General features: G+C 70.1%; 18 protein-coding genes. 10 read left to right on the forward strand and 8 right to left on the reverse strand.

What is annotated here, in order from left to right:
• Positions 1–39 precede the first annotated feature (39 nt).
• From ACS5RC_RS10115 to ACS5RC_RS10135, 5 genes are all read left to right on the forward strand, one after another.
• Entirely contained in the window at positions 40–822 is a 783-nt protein-coding gene (locus ACS5RC_RS10115) for an endonuclease III domain-containing protein (RefSeq protein ID WP_478343721.1), read from the forward strand.
• A gap of 495 nt (positions 823–1,317) precedes the next feature.
• Positions 1,318–2,376 carry a tryptophan--tRNA ligase gene (trpS, locus tag ACS5RC_RS10120; protein WP_478343722.1) on the forward strand — a complete coding sequence of 353 codons (1,059 nt, stop codon included), beginning with the start codon at positions 1,318–1,320 and terminating at the stop codon, positions 2,374–2,376.
• Positions 2,376–3,065, forward strand: a complete 690-nt coding sequence (locus ACS5RC_RS10125; protein WP_478343723.1) for a haloacid dehalogenase type II — start codon at positions 2,376–2,378, stop codon at positions 3,063–3,065. The genes trpS and ACS5RC_RS10125 overlap by 1 nt, the downstream gene beginning before the upstream one ends.
• Positions 3,066–3,351: 286 nt before the next feature.
• On the forward strand, positions 3,352–4,854 hold the full coding sequence (locus ACS5RC_RS10130) for an ATPase domain-containing protein (protein ID WP_478343724.1): 1,503 nt from the start codon (positions 3,352–3,354) through the stop codon (positions 4,852–4,854).
• On the forward strand, positions 4,854–5,996 hold the full coding sequence (locus ACS5RC_RS10135; RefSeq protein WP_478343725.1) for a sensor histidine kinase: 1,143 nt from the start codon (positions 4,854–4,856) through the stop codon (positions 5,994–5,996). The genes ACS5RC_RS10130 and ACS5RC_RS10135 overlap by 1 nt, the downstream gene beginning before the upstream one ends.
• 10 nt (positions 5,997–6,006) lie before the next feature.
• Here ACS5RC_RS10135 and ACS5RC_RS10140 read toward each other — a convergent pair whose 3' ends face one another.
• The 5 genes from ACS5RC_RS10140 to ilvN form a co-directional block, all read right to left on the reverse strand.
• Positions 6,007–6,660, reverse strand: coding sequence for a pyridoxamine 5'-phosphate oxidase family protein (locus ACS5RC_RS10140; protein ID WP_478343726.1), 654 nt, complete (start codon positions 6,658–6,660; stop codon positions 6,007–6,009).
• Positions 6,661–6,834: 174 nt separating this feature from the next.
• Positions 6,835–7,854 carry a ketol-acid reductoisomerase gene (gene ilvC / locus ACS5RC_RS10145; protein WP_478343727.1) on the reverse strand — a complete coding sequence of 340 codons (1,020 nt, stop codon included), beginning with the start codon at positions 7,852–7,854 and terminating at the stop codon, positions 6,835–6,837.
• Positions 7,855–7,869: 15 nt separating this feature from the next.
• Positions 7,870–8,577: a TetR/AcrR family transcriptional regulator gene (locus ACS5RC_RS10150; protein WP_478343728.1), complete on the reverse strand. Its 708-nt coding sequence runs from the start codon at positions 8,575–8,577 to the stop codon at positions 7,870–7,872.
• A 149-nt stretch (positions 8,578–8,726) separates the two neighbouring features.
• Complete coding sequence (locus ACS5RC_RS10155; RefSeq protein WP_478343729.1) at positions 8,727–9,368, reverse strand: glutathione S-transferase family protein; 642 nt, start codon at positions 9,366–9,368, stop codon at positions 8,727–8,729.
• A gap of 123 nt (positions 9,369–9,491) precedes the next feature.
• Positions 9,492–10,034 (reverse strand): acetolactate synthase small subunit, encoded by a 543-nt coding sequence (ilvN, locus tag ACS5RC_RS10160; protein ID WP_478343730.1) that lies wholly within the window; start codon positions 10,032–10,034, stop codon positions 9,492–9,494.
• Between the two features lie 105 nt (positions 10,035–10,139).
• Between ilvN and ACS5RC_RS10165 the strand changes: the two genes are divergently transcribed.
• Positions 10,140–11,078, forward strand: coding sequence for a methyltransferase domain-containing protein (locus ACS5RC_RS10165; RefSeq protein ID WP_478343731.1), 939 nt, complete (start codon positions 10,140–10,142; stop codon positions 11,076–11,078).
• 16 nt (positions 11,079–11,094) lie between these two features.
• On the opposite strand, the gene ACS5RC_RS10170 is transcribed toward ACS5RC_RS10165, so the two are convergent.
• Positions 11,095–12,870, reverse strand: a complete 1,776-nt coding sequence (locus tag ACS5RC_RS10170) for an acetolactate synthase 3 large subunit (protein ID WP_478343732.1) — start codon at positions 12,868–12,870, stop codon at positions 11,095–11,097.
• A 431-nt stretch (positions 12,871–13,301) separates the two neighbouring features.
• Here ACS5RC_RS10170 and ACS5RC_RS10175 point away from each other — a divergent pair, with 431 nt between their 5' ends.
• Positions 13,302–13,517: a hypothetical protein gene (locus ACS5RC_RS10175; RefSeq protein ID WP_478343733.1), complete on the forward strand. Its 216-nt coding sequence runs from the start codon at positions 13,302–13,304 to the stop codon at positions 13,515–13,517.
• 34 nt (positions 13,518–13,551) lie between these two features.
• On the opposite strand, the gene ACS5RC_RS10180 is transcribed toward ACS5RC_RS10175, so the two are convergent.
• Complete coding sequence (locus ACS5RC_RS10180; RefSeq protein WP_478343734.1) at positions 13,552–15,006, reverse strand: amidase; 1,455 nt, start codon at positions 15,004–15,006, stop codon at positions 13,552–13,554.
• 343 nt (positions 15,007–15,349) lie between these two features.
• Here ACS5RC_RS10180 and ACS5RC_RS10185 point away from each other — a divergent pair, with 343 nt between their 5' ends.
• Genes ACS5RC_RS10185 through ACS5RC_RS10195 form a run of 3 tightly spaced genes read left to right on the forward strand, consistent with a single transcriptional unit; the run spans position 15,350 to position 18,377 of the window.
• Entirely contained in the window at positions 15,350–15,958 is a 609-nt protein-coding gene (locus tag ACS5RC_RS10185) for a TadE/TadG family type IV pilus assembly protein (protein WP_478343735.1), read from the forward strand.
• A complete protein-coding gene (locus ACS5RC_RS10190) occupies positions 15,946–16,689 on the forward strand; it encodes a TadE/TadG family type IV pilus assembly protein (protein WP_478343736.1) in 744 nt (247 codons plus the stop codon). The genes ACS5RC_RS10185 and ACS5RC_RS10190 overlap by 13 nt, the downstream gene beginning before the upstream one ends.
• Complete coding sequence (locus tag ACS5RC_RS10195) at positions 16,686–18,377, forward strand: pilus assembly protein TadG-related protein (protein ID WP_478343737.1); 1,692 nt, start codon at positions 16,686–16,688, stop codon at positions 18,375–18,377. Before ACS5RC_RS10190 ends, ACS5RC_RS10195 begins: the two co-directional genes overlap by 4 nt.
• On the opposite strand, the gene ACS5RC_RS10200 is transcribed toward ACS5RC_RS10195, so the two are convergent.
• Complete coding sequence (locus ACS5RC_RS10200) at positions 18,367–19,398, reverse strand: glucokinase (protein ID WP_478343738.1); 1,032 nt, start codon at positions 19,396–19,398, stop codon at positions 18,367–18,369. The genes ACS5RC_RS10195 and ACS5RC_RS10200 overlap by 11 nt on opposite strands.
• Between the last annotated feature and the right edge of the window lie 84 nt (positions 19,399–19,482).

Consider the following 19,482-nt stretch of genomic DNA (forward strand, 5'->3'; position numbering starts at 1 on the left):
GCCCGGAACCCGGGATGGCCGGGGCGGATTCGCTCCGTCATGGCCGTCCTCTCGCGACACGAAGCGCCCCGGCGCAAACCCGGATCCCGCGTCGAGCCCGATCTGCGGGTCGATCTGTCGGAGAAGGCGCTCGCCGTGCATCGGCGGCTCTGCCCGGTCTACGGCTGCCCGATCCCGTATTTCCATAGCCTCGATCCGCTGAGCGAGCTCGTCTCCTCGCTCCTGTCCCACCGCACCCGAAACGCGGAATCGGGCCGCGCCTTCAAGGCTCTGCGCGCCCGCTATCCGGATTGGCAGGCGGTGATCGAGGCGCCGACCGAGGCGGTCGAGGCCCTGATCGCGGGCGTCACCTGGCCCGAGTTGAAGGCGCCCCGGATCCAGGCGGTGCTGCGCATTGTCGCCGAGCGGGCAGGCTGCCTCGATCTCGGCTTCCTCGGCGCGATGCCGGTCGACGCGGCGCGGGCTTGGCTCGAGGCGATTCCGGGGATCGGCCCGAAGACCAGCGCGGCCGTGCTGTCCTTCTCGGTGCTGCGCATGCCGGCGCTGCCGGTGGACAGCCACCACCATCGCGTCGCCCAGCGTCTCGGCCTGATCGGCCCGCGGGTCGATGTCGGCCCCGCCCACCCGGTGCTGCGGGCGCAGCTGCCCGCCGACTGGAGCGCGCAGGATCTCTACGACAACCACGAGATCTTGATGCTGCACGGCCAGCGGATCTGCCACCACCGCAAGCCCGCCTGCAGCGCCTGCGTGCTGGCCGATATCTGCCCGAGCGCGACGCTCTCCGGCGGAGCGGGCGCCCGCCCCGGCGCCTCCGGAGCCTAGCGCGCCGCGGTCGACCGCGTATCGGCCATACGCCCCCGGCCCGCATCGGCCGGGATCGGAGCGCTTTCAGCTATGCGAGGAGCGCCCGCTTCCCGTCGGCGCTGCGGCCGGGCTGCACGGCCGGCGAGCCATTGGCGTCGTTGCCCTGCGTGGGCGGAAAGGCCTTCTGCAATCTCCGCAGCTTCCGCGGCCGCGCGCTCATGTCGAGGCGCGGGGTCGCGCGGGATGGTCTCGGGCATCACGGTGTTCGGCGGCGTGCCGATGTCGCGGCCGGACGCGGACGAGGATTGATTTGGCGGACCGGAACCGGGGCCCGCTCCCCGGTTCGACTGCGATGAGACTGAAACCTCCGTCCGCGATAAGCCTCAGATTGGCCGGGCCACGGAGGCGCGCCCCCATCGCGCCATCCTTGACCAGTCCCGATCGCAGGTGCCAGTACCGCCGCGTCGGGCCGGCGACGGGCCCGGCTTCTTTCGAGTCCCAGGATTGGCGCCGATGGCCGCGTTCGAGGAATTGGTCTTCTCCGGCGTGCAGCCGACCGGGAACCTGCATCTCGGCAACTATCTCGGGGCGATCAAGCGCTTCGTGGAGATGCAGGCGCGCGACGCGCGGTGCCTCTACTGCGTGGTCGATCTGCACGCGATCACGCTCTGGCAGGACCCGGAGGCGTTGCGCGGCCAGATCCGCGAGGTCACCGCCGCGTTCCTCGCCGCCGGGATCGACCCGGCGCGATCGATCGTGTTCAACCAGAGCCAAGTGCCCCAGCACGCCGAGCTCGCCTGGGTCTTCAACTGCGTGGCCCGCCTCGGCTGGCTCAACCGCATGACCCAGTTCAAGGACAAGGCCGGCAAGGACCGCGAGAACGCCTCGATCGGGCTCTACGATTATCCCGTGCTGATGGCCGCCGACATCCTGGCTTACCGCGCCACCCACGTCCCGGTGGGCGAGGACCAGAAGCAGCATCTCGAGCTGACCCGCGACATCGCTCAGAAGTTCAACACCGACTTCGCCGGCTCGATCGCGGCGCACGGCCACGGCGAGGCGTTCTTCCCGGTGACCGAGCCGCTGATCGGGGGACCGGCCGCGCGGGTGATGTCCCTGCGCGACGGCTCGAAGAAGATGTCGAAGTCGGACCCCTCCGACAATTCGCGCATCAACCTCACGGACGATGCCGACCTCATCGCCCAGAAGGTGCGCAAGGCCAAGACCGATCCCGACGCCCTGCCCTCCGAGACGGCGGGCCTTGCCGGCCGCCCGGAGGCCGACAACCTCGTGGGCATCTACGCCGCGCTCGGCGAGACCACCCGCGAGCAGGTGCTGGCCCAGTACGGCGGCGCGCAGTTCTCCGCGTTCAAGGGGGCGCTGGTCGATCTCGCGGTGGAGCGCCTCGCGCCCATCGCCGCCGAGATGAAGCGCCTCAGCGCCGATCCCGGCCATATCGACGCCGTGCTGGCCGACGGCGCCGAGCGCGCCGAGGCGATCGCCGCGCCGACGCTCGACGCCGTCAAGGACATCGTCGGCTTCGTGCGGCGCACGCGCCTGAAGGCGGTCTGATGCCGGTCGGCGCGCTCGTCTTCGACGTCTTCGGGACGCTGGTCGACTGGCGCTCGGGCGTCGCCCGGGAGGCCGAGCGCCTGATCCCGGGCGTGGACGGGGGCGCCTTCGCGGATGCGTGGCGGGCCCTCTACCAGCCCGGCATGGAGGCGGTCCGGTCCGGGGCGCGCGCCTACGTCGATCTCGATACGCTGCACGGCGAATCCCTGGCCACGGTCCTGGCACAGCTCGGCCTCGCCCCTCTTCCGGCGGAGGCCGCGCGCGATCTCGTCCAGGCCTGGCACCGGCTCGACGCGTGGCCGGAGGTGCCGCAGGCGCTGGCGCGGTTGCGCACGCGATACATCCTCGCCCCGGTCTCGAACGGCCCGGTGCGCCTGATGGTCGACCTCGCCCGGCGCAACGCCCTGCCGTTCGACGCGATCCTGGGTGCGGGGTTCTCCCGCGCCTACAAGCCGGTTCCGCGGGTCTACCGCGACGCCGTCGCGGCGCTCGGGTTCGCGCCGTCCGAGACCGTGATGGTCGCGGCGCATTCGAACGACCTGGCGGCCGCCGCCGCCGAGGGCCTCGTCACCGCGCATGTCGCCCGCCCGCGCGAGCACGGCCCCGCGGGCGGCGAGACGGCTCCGGCGACGGCGGTGACCTACGCGGCCCGGGACCTCGCCGATCTCGCCGACCGGCTCGGCTGCTGAGCGTCCGGCCGCGGCCGGCTCGAACTCGTCCGTGACGCCGCCTGGGGCTTCGCGCCAGCGCGGATCTGTCCCGACCTCGCCCCCCGGCGGGCGTCGAAGCGTCCCAGTCCCGGGGCCCCCGGCGGACCGGCCTGCGACTTGGCATCCCGCAACCGTTTCCTTAGGGAGGGAGGGCACAGAGGGTTGGTGATACAATCCCTGGTTGCATAAAACCGCGGATTCGTGGTCCGTCCGCGGGGACGGGATCGCCGGGTCCGTCCGCCGCGCGAGCAGAGAATCGGCTGCCATGGCTACGCTTACCGGAACGAGGCCGAAGGCGGCCCTGGGCGTGTCCGGCCTGGACGATATCCTCGTCGGCGGCCTCGCCCGCGACCGGCTCTATCTTTTGGAGGGCAGTCCGGGGACCGGCAAGACGACGATCGCCCTGCAGTTCCTGCTCGAGGGCGCGCGGTGCGGCGAGACGGGCCTCTACATTACCCTGTCGGAGACCCGGGAGGAGCTCTCCGAGAGCGCGTCCTCCCATGGCTGGGATCTCGACGACGCGCGGATTACGGTGTTCGAGCTGGTGCCGCCCGAGAGCCTGCTCGACGCCGGCCAGCAGCAGAGCCTGCTCTACTCCTCCGACCTCGAACTCGGCGAGACCACCAAGCTGATCTTCCAGGCGGTCGAGGCGCACCGACCGGCCCGCATCGTGCTGGACAGCCTGTCTGAGATCCGGCTGCTCGCGGGCGGCTCCCTGCGCTACCGTCGGCAGGTCCTCGCGCTGAAGCACTACTTCTCCCGACACGGCGCCACGGTGCTGATGCTGGACGATCTCACCACGGACGCGGCCGACAAGACCGTCCACAGCGTCGCGCACGGCGTGGTCCGGCTGGAGGAGCTGGCACCAGAATACGGCGCGGAGCGCCGCCGCCTGCGGGTGGTGAAGTACCGGGGCCAGCGCTTCCGCGGCGGCTACCACGATTTCGCGATCAAGACCGGCGGGGTCGCCGTCTATCCGCGCCTCGTCGCCCTCGAGCACAAGACCAGCTTCGCGCGCGGCCGGGCCTCGAGCGGCGTCGACGAGCTCGACGCCCTCCTCGGCGGCGGGATCGAACAGGGCTCCAGCACCCTGATCCTCGGGCCGGCCGGCACCGGCAAGTCGCTGGTGGCTCTCCAGTTCGCGCTGGCCGCCATCGCGCGCGGGGAGCGGGCCGCCCTGTTCGTATTCGACGAGGAGATCGGGCTGCTGATCGAGCGCATGCGGCTCCTTGGGCACGACCTGCAGGCGCTGCGCGACGAGGGGCGGCTCTTCCTCGAGCAGGTTGACGCGGCCGAGCTGTCGCCCGGAGAGTTCAGCCATCGGGTCCGGGTCTGCATCGACGAGCACGCGGTGCAGACCGTGATCATCGACAGCCTCAACGGCTACCAGGCCGCGATGCCGGAGGAGAACGCGCTCATCCTCCACATCCACGAGCTGCTGCAGTACCTCAATCGCCGAGGCAGCTCCACCTATCTCACCGTCGCCCAGCACGGGCTGGTGGGCGACATGCGTTCGCCCGTCGACGTGACCTATCTCGCCGATACCGTCGTCCTGCTGCGCTATTTCGAGGCCGGCGGCCGGGTCCGGCGCGCGATCTCGATTATAAAGAAGCGCACGGGCAGCCACGAGGACACCATCCGGGAGTACCGGATCGGTTCGACCGGCCTGCGCGTCGGGGCGCCCCTCGAGGAGTTCCAGGGCGTCCTGCGCGGCATCCCGACCTATGTGGGTATCGACAAGGCCGTGCTGGGAACCGAGCTGAGTTGATGCCGGAGGTCGAGAGTTCCGAGCGGGCGCTGATCCTGGCGCCGGTCGGGCGGGATGCCGGGCTGGCGGCGGCGCTGCTCGGCGAGGCCGGGATCGCCTCGGCGGTCTGCCGCGATCTCGCGGCGCTCCATGCCGGGATGGCGGAGGGAGCGGGGCTCGTCCTCCTGGCCGAGGAGGCGGTCCACGATGCGGACCTGAGCCGGATCAACCGCTGGGTGGCGAACCAGCCGCCCTGGTCCGACCTTCCTTTCGTTCTGCTCACGGGACGGGGCGGGATCGAGCGCAACCCGGCTGCGCAGCGCCTGTCCGAGGTGCTCGGCAACGTCACCTTCCTGGAGCGCCCGTTCCATCCGACCACCCTCGTCAGCGTGGTCCGCACCGCGTTGCGCGGCCGGCGGCGGCAATACGAGGCGCGCGCCCGCCTCGTCGAGCTGCGCACCGGCGAGCAGCGCCTGATCAAGGCGCTGGCAGCGGAGAAGCGCTGGGCCGATCATCAGCGGCTGCTCATCGACGAGCTGAACCACCGGGTGAAGAACACGCTCGCCACCGTCCAGTCGATCGCGACCCAGACCCTGCGCAACGCGCCGACCACCGCGGAGGCGCAGGACGCCCTGGAAACCCGCCTGCTGGCGCTGTCGCGGGCGCACGACGTCCTCACCCGCGAGAACTGGGACGGCGCCAACCTCTCCGACGTGGTCGGGCAGGCGATCGCCCCCTACGACCCCCGATCGGGCGGCCGCTTCCGGACCGGCGGACCGGAGGTGCGGCTCTCGCCCCGCATGGCCCTGGCGCTCGCGATGGCCTTCCAGGAACTGGCGACGAACGCGGTCAAGTACGGCGCCTTGTCCAACCGCACCGGCCATGTGGAGATCGGCTGGGAGATCGGGCGCGGGGCCGGCTGCGAGACCGGCCGGACGGCGGACGGTGGCGCGGCACCACGCCTGCGCCTGACCTGGAGCGAGATCGGCGGGCCGCCGGTGTCTGTGCCCCGCCGCCGCGGGTTCGGCTCGCGCCTCATCGAGCGCAACCTCGCCCGCGACCTCGACGGCACCGTCGAGATCGCCTTCGCGCCGTCGGGCGTGGTGTGCCGGGTGGACGCGCCCCTGGATGCGGGCGCCGCGCAGAGCTGGGCCGACGCGTAGGGCGCGACGCTCAGGCCTCGCCGCGCGCGACGAGCGCCTCGTACTCAGCCACCGCGAGCTTGCCCTCCTTCGCCACCCGCGCCTTGTCCGCGTCGCTGATCACGTCGCCCGCGAGGTCGAGGCGCTTCCAGGCGGCGAGCGGGGTCTCGCGGTCGGGCCGCGGCACGTACTTGTTCTGCTCGAGCTTGCGGTACTTGTGGATGTAGCGCGGGCAATTGACCCAGATCTTCGTGACATCCACCCGGACGAGGTACTTCGCCTCGGTGTACGCGGCCATCAGCGGGTCGTCGCGCAGCAGCGTGGCGTGGCCCTGGACGCGGATCCGGTGCGGCGTCTCGAAGTCGATGAACAGCAGCCCGACCTTGGCCTGCCCGGCAACATTGCCCATCGAGTAGAACATGCCGTTGCCGTCGAAGCCTGGGAACACCAGGGTCCGCGCGTCCGTCACCTTCACGAAGCCGGTCGGTCCGCCCTTGTAGGACACGGTCGGCATCCCGTCGGGATCGACGGTGGAGAGGAAGAACATGTCGCGCGAGGCGATGAAGGCCTCCTCTTCGGGCTGGATCGCCTCGTGCACCCAATCGGTGTCGAGACGGTCCGCAAGCTTGACGGTGCCGAACTCCTCCTGCAGCGCGCGGTGCGCCTCCGAGTAGAGCGATGCCATGGGGTGTCCTCGTCCGCCTCCGTCCTCTCCGGGACGGCTCCGCTCGGATGATCGCGGGATCGGCCCGGGCGTGCAACCGCGGCGCGCACGAAAAAGGCCGGCCCCGCCTGTGTGGGACCGGCCCTTCGCCGCAGGGAGACCGGGCTCTGCGCCCGGCCTGCCCGCCGTCGCGGATCAGTTGCGCGACTTGTCGACCAGCGCCTTCTCGGAGATCCACGGCATCATGCCGCGGAGCTTGGCGCCGACCTCCTCGATCGGGTGCGCGGCGAGCTTGGCGCGGGTGGCCTTGAACGAGGTCTGGCCGACCTTGTTCTCCAGCATCCAGTTGCGGGTGAAGATGCCCGACTGGATGTCGTTCAGGACGCGCTTCATCTCGGCCTTGGTCTCGGGCGTGACGATGCGCGGACCGGTGACGTACTCGCCGTACTCAGCGGTGTTCGAGATCGAGTAGTTCATGTTGGCGATGCCGCCCTCGTAGATGAGGTCGACGATCAGCTTCACCTCGTGCAGGCACTCGAAATAGGCCATCTCGGGGGCGTAGCCCGCCTCGACGAGGGTCTCGAAGCCGGCCTTGATCAGCTCGACGAGGCCGCCGCAGAGCACGGCCTGCTCGCCGAACAGGTCGGTCTCGCACTCCTCCTTGAAGGTGGTCTCGATGATGCCCGCGCGCCCGCCGCCGTTGGCCGAGGCGTAGGACAGGCCGAGGTCGTGCGCGTTGCCGGAGGCGTCCTGCGCGATCGCGATCAGGGTCGGCACGCCGCCGCCCTTGAGGTACTCGCCGCGCACCGTGTGGCCGGGGCCCTTCGGGGCGACCATCAGCACGTCGAGGTCCTTGCGCGGCTCGATCAGGTTGAAGTGGACGTTGAGGCCGTGCGCGAACAGCAGCGCGGCGCCCTGCTTCATGTTGCCCTCGAGCGACTCCCGGTAGATGTCGCCCTGCAGCTCGTCGGGGGTGAGCATCATCACCACGTCGCCCCACTTGGCGGCCTCGGCGACGGACATCACCCGGAAGCCCTCGTGCTCGGCCTTCTTGGCGGTGGCCGAGCCCTCACGCAGGGCGATGACGATGTCCTTCACGCCCGAATCGCGCAGGTTCAGCGCGTGGGCGTGGCCCTGGCTGCCGTAGCCGACGATGACGACCTTCTTGCCCTTGATCAGGCCCAGGTCGGCGTCGCGATCGTAATACACCCGCATGTCAGTCATCCCTTCTCAGTCGGTGTTCGGGTCTCTTCCCCGGCCGTACAGGGCCAGGAACTGCTCGACGGCGCGGGTCGCGTCGCGCCGTCGCTCGGCGGCGTCGAGGCTGAGCGCGTCGCCGAGCAGAAGTCGGATCTGGATATCGCGGCCGACCAGACCGAAGAAGGTCCGGAACGCCGTCTCGGCATCCTCGAAGGCGAGGAGCCCCGCGACGCGGCCCGCCTCGAGCACGGGCTTCACCCGCTCGCCGATGGCGAGGCGCCCGTTCGCCAGCACGATGGCGCCGAGGTTGCTCTTGCGGGAGCCGGCATGCCCGATCGCGACGCGGTTCAGCGCCACCGAGGTGCTGCTCGCGATGACCTCCAGCCACGTCGCCGCGAAGTCCCGCAGGGTCTCCCGCAGGGCCGTCCCGTCGAGCGTGCTCGGCTCGTAGCGCCCCGCATGGACGCGGGAGGCCTGCCAGCGCACCGTCGCGATGAGCAGTCCGTCGCGGTCGCCGAACCACTTGTAGAGCGTTTCCTTCGAGCAGCTCGCCCGGCGCGCGACCGCGTCCATGGTCAGCTGGTCGCCCTCCTCCACCAGGAGCGCGAGCACGGCGTCGAGCACCGCCTGCTGGCGGGCCGAGGGCGGCTCGACGCGGGTGTCGGCGCGGGTGTCGGAACGTGCGCCGGCCGGCGCTCCGGGAAGCGCCGCGCCGCGGGACGCTGAGGTCGGCTGCATGGCTCTTTTCGATAGTACCGTACCGTACGGTACGGCGGCTCACTAAGCCGATTCGCCCGCCGGGACAAGGGCTGGCGTCGATCGGAGCTCGGTCGGCACCGCGATCCTGCGCCGACCGATCGGGGGCCGGCAGACGTCCAGCCCGCGCCTCAGGCCGGCAGGTCGAGCCCTTCGCGGGCGAAGACAGTGCGGACCGCCGGGCGCTCGGCCATCGCCCGGGCATGCGCCGTCCAGGCCGGGAAGCGCCCGGCCATGTCGAACTTGCAGGCCGGCCCGCGGCCCCAGAACCAGAACAGCAGCAGGTAGGGGTCGACCACGCTGTAGCGGCCGGCGACCGCCCAGCCGCCGTTCGAGAGGCGCACCTCCGTCATGGTGCAGAGGTCGCCGTAGGTGTCGCGGCCCTTCGCGCTGATGTCGGGAAAGGCCGCCTCGTCGCCGGCGTAGCGCTCGGGCCGGCGGATATGGGCAAAGGCCGGGTGATGGTTCGTCGAGAGCCAGCACAGCCACTCGTCGGCCTCCGCCTGGGCGCGCGTCTCCTCCGGCCAGAGACCAGCCTCGGGATGGGTCCGGGCGACATGGCGCAGGATCGCGGTGTTCTCGGTGAGCACCCAATCCCCCTCTACCAGCGCCGGCACCCGCCCGCGCTCGTTGACCGCGAGGTAGCGGCCCGATCGCTGGTCCCCGGCCTGGAGGTTGAGGCGCTCGGTCCCGTAATCCGCACCGGCCTCCTCCAGCACGATGTGCGAGGCCAGTGAGCAGGCGCCGGGGGCGTAGTAGAGGGTCGCTGTCATGGTGCGGATCCGTCCGTGTCGATGGACTGGCCAAGGGGCCGCGGTCGTCGATCGTTCCCTGCGCGGGCGCGTTCCCATTCCCAGCGCGGGGGCGTGCCGGCACGGATCCGCGCCGGCTCGCGGCTACAGCGGCTCGGCGCCGCGGCCCATCGCCGAGATGCCGGTGCGGCAGATCTCGACCAGGCCGATCACCGTCAGGAGGCGCACGAAACGGTCGATCTCCTCGGTGGTGCCGGTGAGCTCGAAGACGAAGGAATTGAGCGTGGCGTCGAGGGTCTTGGCCCCGAAGGCGGCGGCGAGGCGCAGGGCCTCGCTGCGGTGCTCGCCGTGGCCGACGACCTTCACGAGGCAGATCTCGCGCTCGATGGCGTTGCCCTGCAGCGTCAGGTCAACCACCCGGTGCACGGGGACGAGCCGGTCGAGCTGCGCCTTGATCTGCTCGATCACGGCGTTCGTGCCCGTCGTCACGATGGTGATGCGCGAGATGTGGCGGGCCGCCTCGGTCTCCGACACCGTCAGGCTCTCGATGTTGTAGCCGCGCCCCGAGAACATGCCGGAGATGCGCGCCAGCACACCGGGCTCGTTGTCGACGATCACCGCCAGGGTGTGGCGGTTGACCGCCTCGACCCGGACCGGATCGGGGTAGTGGGTGTTCATCGCGTTCATGCCCTCGTCTCCCGCTAGTGCCTGTGCTCGTCGTTGACGGCGGCCCGTGCCCGGGTCCTACCGCTTCTCTGGACCGCATCCGGGGTGCGTGATATCCGCCGCCGGATGACCCCCCGACAGCGTGCCCTCGATGCCGTGAAGCCCCGCGGACGCGTCGGCGTCGAACTCGGGCCGCTCAACCGGCCCCTGATCCGACGCGAGGACGGCGAGGTCCTCTACGCCGATCACCGCTCCACCGAGGACCTGCGCGCCAAGTACGCGGGTCACGAGGCGGTGTCCGGCCCGGGCGCCGAGCCGATCGTGGACGTCGACCTCGTCCTCGAGCACCAGGGCCTCGCCGAGGCGCTCGGGCCCCGTGCCCCGGTGGATTACATCGTGGCGAGCCACGTGATGGAGCACATCGCCGACCCGGTCGGCTGGCTCGTCGAACTCGCCGCGGTGCTGCGCGAGGGCGGCGTGCTGTTCCTGGCCGTGCCCGACAAGCGCTTCACCTTCGATTTCCGCCGCGCGCCCTCCACCACCGGGGAACTGGTCGCGCAGCATCTGGCGGGGCCGGGCGTCGCCAGCCCCGCGCAGGTCTTCGAGCACATCGCCCGCACCGCGACCGTCGATGTCCCGGCGGTCTGGGCCGGAGCGGGCCGGAACCCGCCGCCGATGTTCGAGAACCAGCTCGACACGGCGCTGGCGCATGCCCGCCTGGTCGCCGCCGAGGGGGCCTATATCGACGTGCATTGCACGGTCTACACCCCGGTGAGCTTCCTGGCGGTGTTCGCGGAGCTGATCGCCCTCGACCTCATCCCGTTCGAGGTCGCCGAGATCGTCCCGACCGCGCCCAAGGCCCTGGAATTCTTCGTGACCCTGCGCAAGCGCGCCGGGGCGAGCCCGGCCGAGCGCGCCGCGGCGACGCCGCGGCTCGACCCGCGGGCGCATCACGACCTTCCCGAGGCGGGGCCCGCCGGGAGCCTGCGCGCCCGCCTCGCCCTGGCGCTCCGGGTGCTGCGCACGGGCAGCACCCGCGGGATCGATGCCGATCGGCACGGCTGAGCCCCCGTCCGGAACCTCAGACCAGCATCTTGCCCTCTTCCGAGATGACATCGCCCAGCTCGACGCCGGTCTCGCCGAGATAGTCGGAGAGCAGCATCTCGTTGTGCGCCTTGCCCGACGGGATCATCGGGAAGCAGTTCTCGGTCTTGTCGACGACGCAGTCGAAGATCACCGGCCCGTCATAGGCCAGCATCTCGGCGATCGCCGCGTCGAGGTCGCCGGGCTTCTCGCAGCGCATGCCCTTGGCGCCGTAGGCTTCGGCCAGCTTCACGAAATCCGGCAGGCTCTCCGAGTAGCTCTGCGAGTAGCGCGAGCCGTGCAGCAGCTCCTGCCACTGGCGCACCATGCCCATGTACTCGTTGTTGAGGATGAAGATCTTCACCGGCAGGCGGTACTGCACCGCCGTCGACAGCTCCTGGATGTTCATCAGGATCGAGGCCTCGCCGGCGATGTCGATGACGAGGCCGTTCGGATGAGCGAGCTGCGTGCCGATGGCGGCGGGCAGGCCGTAGCCCATGGTGCCGAGGCCCCCGGACGTCATCCAGCGGTTCGGCTCCTCGAACTTGAAGTACTGGGCCGCCCACATCTGGTGCTGCCCGACCTCGGTGGTGATGTAGGTCTCGCGCGTCTTGCAGGCCTCGTACAGGCGCTGGACCGCGTATTGCGGCTTGATGATCGTGCCCGACGGCCAGTAGTTCAGGCACTCGCGCGCCTTCCAGGTGGCGATCTTCGAGAACCAGCCCTCGAGGTTCGAGGCCTCGGGCTTCTCTGGCAAGGCGCGCCACGCCTCCAGCATGTCGGCGAGGACCGAGGCGCAATCGCCGACGATGCCGACATCGACCTTGACCACCTTGTTGATCGAGGAGGCGTCGACGTCGATGTGGATCTTCTTGGAGAAGGGCGAGAAGGCGTCGAGGCGGCCGGTGATGCGGTCGTCGAAGCGTGCGCCGACGCAGACCATCACGTCGCACTCGTGCATCGCGAGGTTGGCCTCGTAGGTCCCGTGCATGCCGAGCATGCCCAGGAACTTGTCGTCGGAGGCCGGGAAGGCGCCGAGACCCATCAGGGTCGAGGTGACGGGAAAGCCCGTCTCGGCGACGAGCTCGCGCAGGAGCCGCGAGGCCTCGGGGCCCGAGTTGATGACGCCGCCGCCGGTGTAGAAGATCGGCCGGCGCGCGCCCGCCATCAGCTCGACGGCCGCGCGGATGCGCTCTTGGTCGCCCTTCACGGCCGGGCGGTAGGTCTTGTGCTCGGAGGAGGTCGGGCGCTCGTAGAGGCCGCTCGCGAACTGGATGTCCTTGGGCAGGTCGACGACGACGGGGCCGGGCCGCCCGTTGGCCGCGACGTAGAACGCCTCGTGCAGGATGCGCGGGAGGTCGTCGATCGATTTGACCAGGTAATTGTGCTTCGTGCAGTGGCGCGTGATGCCGACCGTGTCGCATTCCTGGAACGCGTCGGTGCCGATCAGGTGCGTCGGGACCTGGCCCGTGATGCAGACGAGCGGGATCGAATCGAGCAGGGCGTCGGTCAGGCCGGTGATGATGTTGGTGGCGCCGGGGCCCGAGGTGACGAGGACGCAGCCGACCTTGCCGGACGAGCGCGCGTAGCCCTCCGCGGCGTGCACCGCGCCCTGCTCGTGGCGCACCAGCACGTGCTTGATCGTGTTCTGGTGGAACAGGGCGTCGTAGATCGGCAGCACCGCGCCGCCCGGATAGCCGAACAGCGTGTCGACACCCTGATCCTGGAACGCCCGGATGACCATCTCGGCCCCGGTCATGACCTCGCCGCCCATCGTGTTCCTCCTCGTCTCGTCTCGTCTCGCGGATCGTTTCGGACCTCGGCGTCCGGCCGGGCGCGGGCAACAAAAAAGGGCCCCGCTAGGGACCCCGCATGCGCCACCGCCCGGATCGCGGCTCCTGCTAGAGCCGCCCCGTCAGTGGCGCTTCCGCTACAATAAGGGCCGTGTGCATCGAACGCTCGATCCGGATCCGCTTCCGAGGTGATTGCGCCGACACGGCGAACCTGCCTGAAAGTGTCGGGCGTCATAGCGGAGACCGCAGGGACGGTCAACGGCCTTCGGCAGGATATCGCCGCCCGCCGCGCGCGGCCCGCACCCGTCCGCGGCTGGTCATGCGCGCGTCTGGTAATGCGGGGTCGGCTTCCCACATCAGCAGGATCCCTCCGCGCGATCCCGTGCCCTGGGCAACGAGAGCGGAGGCCGCCATGGCACGCAGTGGCAATACCGGCAAAGCCCAGGCCGTCACGACCGAAGATTTCAACGCCCGGGTGAAGCGGCTGATGGCCGAGAAGCCCGATCCGCGCAAAGCCGAGGATCGGCGCAAGAGCTTCAACAAGACCCCGAAGCCACCGCGGCCCGCCGCCGAGGCTTCCACCGATAGCGACACGCCTGCGGCGCAAGATTCCTCCGCCGACGAGTGACACGTCGACGAGTCGGGCCTTCCGCCGCGCGGCTTCAGCAGCCGGGCGGCCGCGCGCGCTCGACCCAGCCGCTCGCTGCATCGTAGGCCGCGCCGAGCTCGAGGCAGGCCCGCTCGCACTGGTTCGGTGCCACGATCTGCACGCCGGTCGGCAGACCGTTAGGCCCGAACCCGGCCGGGACGTTGAGCGCGGGAAGCCCCGACATCGTCACGGGGGTCACCGTCTGCATCCAGCGGTGATAGGTGTCCATCGCGCGTCCCCCGACCGTCTCCGGATAGCGCAGGCCGACCGCGAACGGGAAGACCTGAGCGCTCGGAGCCACGAGGAACGAGACGTCCTCCATGAAGCGCAGCAGCGTGCGATACCAGCGCGCCCGACCCTCCTGCGCCGCCGTGACCTCGTCCGCCCCAAGCGCGCGCCCGCGCTCCACCTCCCAGGCCGCCTCGGGCTTCAGGAGCTTGCGGCGCTGCGGATCGTCGTAGAGCGTGCGCAAGCTCGCGGCGAAGGTCCAGGCGCGCAGGGTCATCCAGTCGCGCCACAGGGCTTCCATGTCGAAGGCGGGACAGGCCTCCTCCACGACGCAGCCGATCGCCGTGAAGGTGGCGAGGCTTGACCGGGCGAGCTCCAGCACGCCCGGGTCGAAGGGCACATGGCCGTTGAAATCCCCGAGCCACGCGATCCGGGTGCCGCGGAAATCCCGTTCCAGGGGCCGCGCGAACACGGCCGGATCCTCGCGGATCGAGGCCGGCACCCGGGGATCGTAGCCCGCCTGCACCGAGAGCATCAGGCCGATATCGGCCGGCGAGCGCCCGATCGCGCCGGACACGCCGAGGCCCGGACTGAACGGGTCGGCCGTCTCGATCGGGATCCGCCCGGCACCTGTGCGCAGGCCGAACAGGTTGTTGAACGCGGCCGGGTTGCGCAGCGAGCCGCCGTGGTCGGTGCCGTCCGCGACGGGCAGCAGCCTGAGGGCGACGGCGACGGCGGCACCCCCGCTCGATCCTCCGCCGGTGAGGCTGCGGTCGTAGGCGTTGCGCGTGGCGCCGTAGACCGGGTTGAAGCTGTGCGACCCGAGACCGAATTCCGGGATGTTGGTCTTGCCGATGAAGATCGCCCCCGCCGCGCGCAGCCGCGCGACCATGATCGAGTCGGTCTCGGCGACGCGGTCCCGGAAGATCGGCGAGCCTTGCGTGAAGGGCAGGCCCCGCACCGGGTCGAGATCCTTGACCGCGAGGGGGAAGCCGTGGAGCGGACCGCGGCTCTCGCCCCGGGCGAGTTCGGCGTCCCGCGCCTCCGCCTGCGCCAGCAGCGGGCCGCGTTCCTGTACGGCGACGATGGCGTTGACGCCCGGGTTGAGGCGCTCGATCCGGTCGAGATAGGCCCGCATCACTGCGGCGCAGGACACGGTCCTGTCATGGATCGCCGCCGACAGCGCGACCGCGCCGAGATCCGTCACCGTATCGCGCGTCCCCGTATCGCTGGTCTCCATGCGCATCTCCCTGGACCGGCCCCGCCCGGTGATCGGGATAACGGACGCAACGAACGCCTGGAAGCGGCCGGATCCGGCTGCGAACGCATCGCCTCGAACGTATCGCCGCGAACGCCACTGGAAGACGCAAGGTTGTCCGGATGTCTAAAAATTGAGCGCGATCATGAGATAAACTCGGCGTGATTATTCACGATCAAGATGGGGCCAAGGCTCGACCTAGCAATCTTGGATTCGCGATACCGCCTGCAGGGGAGAATACGCTGCCTCTGCCTGATGCAATACGAAGTTTTAACTTTCGCGAACGCATATCACCAGTTGTATGGTCACCCGGTTCCGCCATCCGATGGCTCGGCCTTTCCCGTATCCGCGCGGCGGCCTCGTCCGGCGCTTCCACGCCGATGCGCGGGGAGCCGCTGCGGTCGAGTTCGCGCTCGTCTCCCTGCCCTTCCTGGCGCTCTGCGGCGGCATCATCCAGATCGCCTTCCTGATCTGGGCGGCGCAGAACTTCGATCGCACCCTGCAGAACGCGGTCCGGTCGCTGTTCACCGGTCAGTTCCAGCTCAGCTCGGCCGGCCAGACCGATGCGGCGACGCTGCTGGCGAGCCTGAAGACCACGATGTGCGGGACGGCGACCGCAAAGGTCCTGACCCTGTTCGATTGCAGCGCGGTGAAGATCGACGTCTCGACCGCGAGCAGCTTCGGCGGATCGGCCTCGGCCACGCCATTCGATCCCAACACCGGCACGTGGAGCTCGGGCTTCGGAACCAATTACAGCTGCCCCAAGCCCGGCTCGATCGTGGTGGTCACGGCGGCGGTGCAGATCCCGGCGATCTTCGGCCTGCTCGGCCTCAATCTCAAGACGTTCTCGAACGGCTCGCACCTGCTGATGTCGACGGCGGTGTTTCGCACCGAGCCCTACCAGACCACCGGGACGACGGCATGCGCCAGTTGATCCGGCCCCTCGCGTGCCGTCCGGCGAAGGGGATGCCGGGTCGGCGCGACACAGCGCGGCACGACGGGAGCCTGGAGCTGGGGCCTGCCGCGGCGCGCTCGGGCACGGCTCCCGTCCGAGCGTTCCTCTCCCGGCTGGTCGCTGCGCGCGCGGGCAACGCCGCGACCGAGTTCGCCATGCTGCTGCCGGTGCTGCTGCTGATCCTCGTCGGCATGTCCGAATACGCCCATGCGATCGACAATTGGCGCAAGCTGACCCTGCTCGCCCGGACCGTCTCGGATCTCACCGCCCAGGGCGACGCGCAGAACCCGATCGGCACCACGCTGATGAGCGACATCCTGGCTTCGTCGGCGGCGGTGCTGCGTCCGTTCGATGCCACCAGCACCACGATCGTCGTCAGCGCCCTCGGCGTCGACCTGAAGAACCTGAACCTCGTGCCGAAGGTGTGCTCGAGTCTCGCGAACCAGAACGGCAGCGCCCGCGCCCTCGGCGCGGCGAGCGACCTCGCGGTGCCGGCCGGGTTCCAGACCACCGGCGTCCGCTACGTTCTGACGGAGGTCAGCATGGCCTACAGGCCCATGATCGGCAGCGCGCTGGTCAAGCTGTTCGGCAACACGGCCGGCACCATCAACCTCAAGGTGAGCCTGCCCTGGCCGGCGCGCGGCGGCCAGAAATACAACGGCAACGCCTATACCGAGGTGGTTCTGCCGGGCGGGGCGGAGTGCAAGTGAGGGCGCGCGGATCCCTGCGGCACCTGACGCCTCGCCTGCGCGGCTTCGGCCGCGCGCGGGGCGGCAACGTCGCGATCCTGTTCGCCTTCCTGAGCCTGCCGTTGCTGGGCTTCACGGGTGCGGCGATCGATTACGGCATGGCCACGCGGCTGGAGACCAAGCTGCAGGCGGCCACCGACGCCACCGCGCTCGCGCTCTGCCAGACGCCGATGGCCACGACCACCGCCGCCCTGCAGCTCCAGGCCAACACCATGCTGGGCGGCTACATGGGCGGCGCCGTCACCGTGGATACGCTGACGATCACCTCCAACCCGCGCCAGATCACCGTGAGCGCGCGCATTCCCTCGGCCATCTTCTTCGGCAAGATCACCGGCGTGACGACGATCAGGCCGCACGCCACGGCGCGCTGTGCCACGCCGCTGCCGAAGACCTTCGAGATCGCCCTGGTCCTCGACAACACCGGCTCGATGTCGGCCTCCAGCGGCGGCCAGTCCAAGATCCAGGCCCTCAGGACCGCGGCCACGAACTTCGTCGACTACGTCTACACCAACCCCTCGTTCGCCACCGGCACACAGATCTCGATCGTGCCCTTCGCCTCCTCGGTGGCGATGCCGGCGAGCTATCGCTCCGCCTCGTGGATCGATCTGACCGGCAAGTCGTCCTATCACTGGACCAACGTGCTCTCGCCCGGAAGCGCGAACTTTACCAACCGGCTGCAGATCTTCCAGGCACTGCAGAGCGCCTATTCGGGCTGGGGCTGGGCGGGCTGCCTGGAAACGCTGCCCTACCCGCTCAACGTGCAGGACGGGGCGCCGAGTTCGAGCAACAAGGATTCCTATTTCGTCCCGATGTTTGCGCCCGACGAGCCCGGGAACGGCAGCACCCAGTACGGCAGCTGGGCCGGAAACTACAGCTTCAACAGCTACATCGACGACTACACCAACGCGAGCGGATGCGCCTACTCGGGCAGCCTGACCTTCGCCCAGGCCGAGGGACGGGCCTGCAAGTACGTTTCGGCACGCACGCCCTCCCCGACCACGTCGAACCCCTACACGGGCGTGCCGAACGGGCCGAATTTCGGCTGCACCACGCAGCCGCTGCAGACGCTGACGAGCGACACCACGGCGCTCAAGACCCTGATCAACGCCATGGCGCCCCTCGGCTCGACCAACATCCACGAGGGCTTCATGTGGGGCTGGCGCACCCTGTCGCCGCTCAGCGTCTTCGCCACCGGCAGCTCTCCGGCCGCCTATTCCTCGAGCACGGTCAACAAGATCCTGATTCTGATGACGGACGGCGCCAACAGCTGGCCGATCAACGGGAACTCACCCTACAACCAGACCATGTACTTTGCCGCCGGCTACCTGCAGAACGCCGACGGCTCGGGGCCGAACAGCCGTCTGCCCCCCACGAACCAGAACCTGACCACGACGGACACCACCTCGACCCGCAACGCTCTCGACGCGCTGACGCGGCTCGCCTGCTCGAACGCCAAAAACGCGGGCATCTCGGTCTACACGATCGGCTTCAGCATCGCCTCGGATCCGATCGACCAGCAGGGTCTGAACCTGCTCAGCGCCTGCGCCAGCTCCACGAACCAGTTCTTCGTGGCCAACGATTCGAACGGGCTGATCAGCGCCTTCAATCAGATCGCCGCGAGCATCGGGACGCTACGCCTCACCCAGTAACGTCCCGGCGCCAGACCTGCCCGTGATAGACGAAGCGTGTTCCCTCGCTCGCCAGGACCGCGAGCCCGGTGAAGGCCGGGTCGTGCACGGTGATGACGCTGGTGGGAATGGCGCGCATCATGGCCGCGAACGGCGCCTTGTTCTCGAAGGCCGCGCGGAATCCCCCCTGCTTCAGCACGCCGACGATGCGCGGGGCGATGCCGCCGCCGATATAGACGCCGCCGGTCGCCAGGAAGGTCAGGGCGAGATCGCCGCAGACCCGGCCGAGCAGCCGGGCGAACAGGCCGAGCGCCTCCGCGGCGTGCGGATCCGCGGCGGAGAGCCCGGCCTCGGTGATCGCCGCCGGATCGATCTTCTGCGTCGGCACCCCGGTTCGGACGTGCCGCACCGCGGCGTGCAGCCGGGCGAGCCCGGGGCCCGAGAGCACCGTCTCGACCGTGATGCGGCCCTCCGACCGTTCCAGCACGCGCCAGATCCGCTCCTCGTCGGACGTCGTCGGCCCGAGATCGGTGTGGCCCGCCTCCGTCGAGACGATGGCGCAATGCTCGGCATAGGGTACGAGCGCGGCGGCGCCGAAGCCGGTCCCGGGCCCGAGGACCACGCGGGCGCCCGCGGGCGCGCTGATCGCGGCATCGATGGCGGGTCCGACCGGGGTCAGGTCGGTCGGGGCGATCCCGGCCGCGCCCGCGGCGACCGGGACGTAATCGTTGACCACGACCGTGCTCGCGAGGTCGAAATCCGCGCCGATCCGCGCCGGGGCGACCACCCAATGGGCGTTGGTGAGCTGGATCTCGGGGCCGTCGACCCGTCCGGCGATGGCGAGGATCGCCGAGCGCGGGGCCGGGCAGCCGGCCGCCGCCGCGCCCTTTGTCAGGGCCGCCCGGATCGCGCTCGACGGGTCGGCATGGGCGGCGGTGGATTCGTGCGAGAGCGTCACGGGTGCTCCGCCCCGCTCCGGCACGATCGCGAAGCGCGCGTTGGTGCCGCCGATATCGCCGACGAGGACCGGGAATTCGAACATGCGGGCCGTTCTCCCCTCGAATCGTTCCGGTGTCACGGGTGGCCGGAGGCTGCGGGCCGGGCGCCCTCACCGCGCCGGGAGCAA

Source organism: Methylobacterium sp. HJ2 (genome assembly GCF_056431005.1).

Excerpts from the sequence above, each read along its gene's own strand:
- ACS5RC_RS10115 (WP_478343721.1), top strand. The coding sequence starts at position 40 with ATGGCCGTCCTCTCGCGACACGAAGCGCCCCGGCGCAAACCCGGATCC.
- trpS (WP_478343722.1), top strand. The coding sequence starts at position 1,318 with ATGGCCGCGTTCGAGGAATTGGTCTTCTCCGGCGTGCAGCCGACCGGG.
- ACS5RC_RS10125 (WP_478343723.1), top strand. The coding sequence starts at position 2,376 with ATGCCGGTCGGCGCGCTCGTCTTCGACGTCTTCGGGACGCTGGTCGAC.
- ACS5RC_RS10130 (WP_478343724.1), top strand. The coding sequence starts at position 3,352 with ATGGCTACGCTTACCGGAACGAGGCCGAAGGCGGCCCTGGGCGTGTCC.
- ACS5RC_RS10135 (WP_478343725.1), top strand. The coding sequence starts at position 4,854 with ATGCCGGAGGTCGAGAGTTCCGAGCGGGCGCTGATCCTGGCGCCGGTC.
- ACS5RC_RS10140 (WP_478343726.1), bottom strand. The coding sequence starts at position 6,660 with ATGGCATCGCTCTACTCGGAGGCGCACCGCGCGCTGCAGGAGGAGTTC.
- ilvC (WP_478343727.1), bottom strand. The coding sequence starts at position 7,854 with ATGCGGGTGTATTACGATCGCGACGCCGACCTGGGCCTGATCAAGGGC.
- ACS5RC_RS10150 (WP_478343728.1), bottom strand. The coding sequence starts at position 8,577 with ATGCAGCCGACCTCAGCGTCCCGCGGCGCGGCGCTTCCCGGAGCGCCG.
- ACS5RC_RS10155 (WP_478343729.1), bottom strand. The coding sequence starts at position 9,368 with ATGACAGCGACCCTCTACTACGCCCCCGGCGCCTGCTCACTGGCCTCG.
- ilvN (WP_478343730.1), bottom strand. The coding sequence starts at position 10,034 with ATGAACGCGATGAACACCCACTACCCCGATCCGGTCCGGGTCGAGGCG.
- ACS5RC_RS10165 (WP_478343731.1), top strand. The coding sequence starts at position 10,140 with ATGACCCCCCGACAGCGTGCCCTCGATGCCGTGAAGCCCCGCGGACGC.
- ACS5RC_RS10170 (WP_478343732.1), bottom strand. The coding sequence starts at position 12,870 with ATGGGCGGCGAGGTCATGACCGGGGCCGAGATGGTCATCCGGGCGTTC.
- ACS5RC_RS10175 (WP_478343733.1), top strand. The coding sequence starts at position 13,302 with ATGGCACGCAGTGGCAATACCGGCAAAGCCCAGGCCGTCACGACCGAA.
- ACS5RC_RS10180 (WP_478343734.1), bottom strand. The coding sequence starts at position 15,006 with ATGGAGACCAGCGATACGGGGACGCGCGATACGGTGACGGATCTCGGC.
- ACS5RC_RS10185 (WP_478343735.1), top strand. The coding sequence starts at position 15,350 with ATGGCTCGGCCTTTCCCGTATCCGCGCGGCGGCCTCGTCCGGCGCTTC.
- ACS5RC_RS10190 (WP_478343736.1), top strand. The coding sequence starts at position 15,946 with ATGCGCCAGTTGATCCGGCCCCTCGCGTGCCGTCCGGCGAAGGGGATG.
- ACS5RC_RS10200 (WP_478343738.1), bottom strand. The coding sequence starts at position 19,398 with ATGTTCGAATTCCCGGTCCTCGTCGGCGATATCGGCGGCACCAACGCG.